Here is a 4,878-nt window from a genome sequence, read left to right as displayed (position 1 = left end):
ATCGCTATGGGTGTTGTTTTGAGCGACTGACCCGATGGCAGTGCGTCGCTCCAGCCGTGCTATCACGTGCTGGATGGATTGCTTTACCCGTTCGTCACACGTGTGTCGCGCAGTATGGAGTGCGGCAGCCATGCTGCCGCACTCCATACCCTGCGCCACGGGTAACTTCACCGGAAAACCGTATCCACTCCGGCGTGTGCAGTGGAAATGCCGTTCGCCGTGGCTGTGATCACTCCTGGCGTAATCGGGTGATGTCCCTCATTCACCGCCTCCCGTGGATGGTAAGGTAAACGGCACAGGTACCATCCGTAGGGGCGGGTTCTGAACCCGCCCCTACAGATCCGCCCCTGCGGAATCCACCCCTGCGCACCACCACCAGCCCACTGTGGGGCAGGCTGCCGACCTGCGTTCAGCCATCGGTAGTATAACGGATCTTGTGTAAATAAGGTGGGAGCTGGTATCCTTGCAGGTACGAGACCAAACAACCAAGGAGGAACCATGGCTCCCAAAACGCATCATAAAACCTTCGCCGATGCCAGTCAAGCCCCCTTTCAGGAGGTGCTTCAAGAGCGATTACGCATAGCGATCCGCGTCACCTTGCTCACTCTTCTCGAAGAAGAAGTGGCAGCATTCTGCAACGCAGCCCCCTTACCAACAGACCCCTGAGCGACGGGATCGTCGGAATGGCACGGATAAGCGCAAGTTGACCACCACGCAAGGGGTGATTGAGGATTTGCCCGTTCCGCGTCCGCGCAATGGCTTTCAGCCCAGCTGTGTGCGCGTGATCAGCGCCGCGTGGCAGCATTGGACGCGGCCAGCTGGAGCATGTTTGTCCGCGGGGTGAGCACGGCCGGCGTGGCGATGGTCATGGCGGTGCGCAGCGGCATCCGCCCCAGTCCTGCTACGGTTGCGCGGGTCTGTCACAGCTTGCAAGCGGAGTGTGAAGCCTGGCAGAAGCGCCAATTGAAGGCACATTACCTGTAAGTTTATGCCGATGGCACCTATTGCCCAGTCATCGCCAATGGCGAAGGCTGCAAAATGCCCATTTGGGCGGTGGTGGGCATTGACCAAGCAGGTCAGCGAGATGTTTTGGCCTTCTGCGTGGGCGAACGGGAGAACCAGCAGGCCTGGGAAGACCTGCTGGCGGACTTGAAACGCCGTGGCGTGAAACAGGTGGACCTCTGGATCACCGACGGCAACCAGGCCATGGTGAACGCCATTGCCAACACGTTCCCGGCCTCACAACGGCCACGCTGCCTCAACCACAAGATCGCCAAGGTTCTGGCGTACGTGCCTGAGAAGCCGCATGAGCGCATCCGCCCAGACGTGAGCGCGATCTGCTATCAGGATAGCCGCGCGAAAGCAGCGTTAGCGCTGGCTGCGTGCATCGCCAAGTACGAAAGTATCTCTCCGAGCGCTATCCAATGCCTGCGGCGTGACTTGGCGGCTGGCTTGACCTTCTCCAGTTTCCCCAAGCACCACTGGAAGTACCTTCGCACCACCAACATCATCGAGCGTTTCTGCGGCGAGGTCAAAAGGCGCAGCCGCAAGATGGCCGCCGCTTTCCGTAACGAGCAGAGTTGTCTGTTCATCTTCTATGCGGTTACCCGCAGTCTCAAACTCAGAAGTATCACTGTCCCTGCTCAGGAAACCGAAGCCAAACTTTTACACAACTCTTGACATACTACCTACCTGGCCTGGTTGCACAGCGAGTTGCGCATGTTGCCGGTGATCCCGATTAAGACGGCTGGCCGGGTGGCGCACCTGCCGCTCGCCGAGGTCTATGGGCAACTGCGGGTGATCGAGCGCACCCAGATCAAGGAGTTCCAACGTCTTACCCAGGGTGAGTTCAGGCCAGAGGATGAGTATTGCCGGCGTGCCAGGGCGCTTGAGAATCTGAAACAGAGTGAAGGGGTTTTTGCACTCTTCAGCGACCCGTTGCCTGACGCTGAGAAGCGCAAAGGCCAGACTTCGGAACAACAGCGTATCGAGCGCATGCTGCTGATCGGCGATGCCGGCAGCGGCAAGACTACAACGCTTCACTTCGGTGCGCTGGCCCTTGCCGATGCGCTGCTGCGCAATGATCCGGCTAGTGCGAAGAAACATCTCGGACTCCGTGCTGATCCGCTGCCGCTGCCGATCTATATGCGTCTGACCCTGGCCAAGAAGTGGCTGCGCGATACGCCGGAGGGTCAGTAGTGCGCGACGGCGGCCAACCCGCTGCTCGACTGGCTCGATAGCCAGGTGGCGCCCCGAGTGGCGGAGTTTCTGAGACTGCGGGAGAAGCAGTCGGTTGAGACGCCGGCGGGTGAGCCTAAATTGCCCTCACCATCTGCCTGGCACGCCGCTGTGACCGCCAGCCCGCTCTCGTCGCTGATCAGAGAGGGCGGTTGTCTGGTGTTGCTCGACGGTCTCGATGAGACCGGCGACACACCCCGCCGCACCAAGATGCAGCGCTGGATTGCCGGCCTGGCCCAGTCCTGCCCGCAGAACCGCTACCTGGTCGCCAGCCGCCCGTTCAAGGACTGCGCTATCCCCGGCTTCATCGAGCGCCACCTTAGCCCGCTTAACAGCGATGAGATGAAGGATCTGCTCGGCAAGTGGTTCGGCGCAGCCTACCGCAACGATCCGAGTCATCTCCAGCAGCGCAGCGTGAGTGACGAGGTTGGCTACCTCTGGGGGATTCTGGAGCACAACCCGCGTCTGTTCGATATGTGTACCAGTCCACTCTTGCTGACCAGCGTGGCCCTGCTGGTCTACACTGGAATGGGCTTGCCACGCGAGCGGGCCGAGCTTTACAACCGACTGGTGTACCTGCTGCTCGAAACCTGGCGCATCCAGCAACTCTCCGGGGGCAGGCTGCCCGAGAGCCAGGCAGCCAGACCGGTGCTCTTTGGTGAGAGCGTGGGCAGCGTGCAACGTCGCCTGCAACAGTTGGCCGACTGGATGCAGCAGAACCAGCGGCGCGAGGTGACGCAAGAGGAGGTTGCCGACCTGTTCGCGCTACAGTACGCCGAGGATATGGAGTGGAGCGCGACAGAGGCACACACGTATGTGACGCAGCTCATGGAATCGCTGGCGCTCCATAGCGGCATCCTGCAACGGCGCGACGCTGGCTATAGCTTCGCGCACTACACTCTCCAGGAGTACCTGACTGCCCGCGACTTTGACCAGCGCTCCGATGGTGTCGACCGGTTGCTGGCGCTGCGCAACGAGGCGCGCTGGCGGGAGACCATCCTGCTGGCGGTGGGCCACTGGGCTACCAGTGGCGTCACGGACAAGGCGCGCACTCTGCTGCGCGGCCTGCTCGATGCGAACGATCCCGAGGCACTGCTACTGGCCGGTGATGCCCTGGACGACGCCGACGCCGGGCGCGTGCCCGAGCTGGCACCCCTGCGTCGCGCTATCACAGCCCGCCTCTGCGCCCTCGCCGCACTCACCGACAACTGGCGGCGTAAAGCCCACCCCGACCCGGTGCTGCGCAACCGCGCCGCGACTATGCTTGACCGGCTCGATGCCGATACCGACCGCCCCGGCCTTGACCTGACAAAGGCCGATTACTGGGCAACCCGCATCGAGCCGGGTACGTTCAGTATGGGTGATGATAATGGGGGGCTGGACGACGAAAAGTCGCAGTTCGACTACACCATCCGCCGGCCCTACGCCCTGGCCCGCTTCCCGGTGACCAACCGCCAGTACCTGCTGTTTATCGAGGCGCTGGCCGGGTGCGGCACGCCGGAGGCCGTTGCCGCGGCGCGGAAACTTTTGCAGTTGATGGAGATGCATGAGCAAGAACCGGAGGATGTTCGTCCATTCTACTGGCCCGGTGCATGTTACCGGGCCGGTTAGGGCAACCCCCCGGTGGTCGGCGTAACCTGGTACGCCGCCACCGCCTTCGCCTGGTGGATCAACGAATGGCTGCACGCCCTGGGTGTGCTGACGGCAGGCGAGGAGGTGCGCCTGCCTACCGAGGCCGAATAGGAGCGGGCCGCAGCTTACCCGCCGGTCCTACCGGGTGGCAATACGCGTGCCGGGCGGCGCGAATACCCCTGGGGAGATTGGGATGATCCTCACCTCGGCATCCGGACTAACACCGAAGAGAGTAAGATCGGTGGCACCTCGGTGGTGGGCATCTTCCCCCACGGCGCGGCGGCCTGCGGGGCCGAGAAGCTGGCCGGCAATGTCTGGGAGTGGTGCAGCACGCCATATCTGAACTATCCGTTCCATGGCGAGGTAGACGCGGAAAGTCTTTACACAGGGAACAAACGTGTCGATAGCTATGTGCTGCGCGGCGGCTCGTGGCTCGACGATCGTGACCTCGCCCCTTGCGTCTCTCGCGGCGTCAGCAATCCCGCTGACGCCAGCAACTTTTGGGGTGTGCGTCTTGCCCGTCTATTCTCCCTGCCTTCGTCTTAATGTCTTTTTGACTTCTTGTCTTTTTGATATTGTAAAGTATTTTGTACGGCTTGCGGGTTGCGCTGCCGGTGCTGGGGGTGCAGGGGTGCGCAGCATCCCCCTGCCCGCGCCGCAGGCGCGGATCGCGGTATTTTTACCACAGAGACACGGCGGACACAGAGGATGGGTATAAGCCGGGTTGCTACCGTGAGGCGTGACGGAGCACGTTCATGGGAACTGCTCCCCACAGCCGGCATGCGGTTGCGCCATACAGTGCCGAGGGCAGCGTCGGGTTGTTCATCCTGACGGTCAGTCGCTAGAGCCTGCTCGCAGCAGACGTGGTAATGTGAGTTTTTATCATCCGGACTCACGTTCTCCAACCTTGAACTCCCTGTAGACAGCGATTATTAGAACTTATTTCATAAAAAGTTGTACTGTCGCGCTCGAATAACCATCTCCGGTGCCATCACGCGCTGGATTGGT

2 protein-coding genes and 2 pseudogenes are annotated in these 4,878 nt (G+C 61.5%); all 4 read left to right on the top strand.

What is annotated here, in order from left to right; translation table 11 throughout:
- Nucleotides 1–498: 498 nt before the first annotated feature.
- Nucleotides 499–666: a hypothetical protein gene (locus VAE55_RS13935; RefSeq protein WP_322816376.1), complete on the top strand. Its 168-nt coding sequence runs from the start codon at nucleotides 499–501 to the stop codon at nucleotides 664–666.
- Between the two features lie 37 nt (nucleotides 667–703).
- Nucleotides 704–1,680: pseudogene (locus tag VAE55_RS13930) on the top strand (IS256 family transposase).
- A gap of 39 nt (nucleotides 1,681–1,719) precedes the next feature.
- Nucleotides 1,720–2,199, top strand: a complete 480-nt coding sequence (locus VAE55_RS13925) for a hypothetical protein (protein ID WP_322816375.1) — start codon at nucleotides 1,720–1,722, stop codon at nucleotides 2,197–2,199.
- 249 nt (nucleotides 2,200–2,448) lie between these two features.
- Nucleotides 2,449–4,416: pseudogene (locus tag VAE55_RS13920) on the top strand (NACHT domain-containing protein).
- Nucleotides 4,417–4,878: the final 462 nt, after the last annotated feature.

This window comes from Chloroflexus sp., assembly GCF_034432675.1.
In the GTDB taxonomy this organism is placed as follows: domain Bacteria; phylum Chloroflexota; class Chloroflexia; order Chloroflexales; family Chloroflexaceae; genus Chloroflexus.
The sequence above is the reverse complement of the archived record's forward strand: the minus strand, read 5'-3'. Positions and strand labels throughout refer to the sequence as shown.

Bases quoted from the DNA above. Each gene is read 5' to 3' on its own strand.
- VAE55_RS13935 (WP_322816376.1), top strand. From the start codon at position 499: ATGGCTCCCAAAACGCATCATAAAACCTTCGCCGATGCCAGTCAAGCC.
- VAE55_RS13925 (WP_322816375.1), top strand. From the start codon at position 1,720: ATGTTGCCGGTGATCCCGATTAAGACGGCTGGCCGGGTGGCGCACCTG.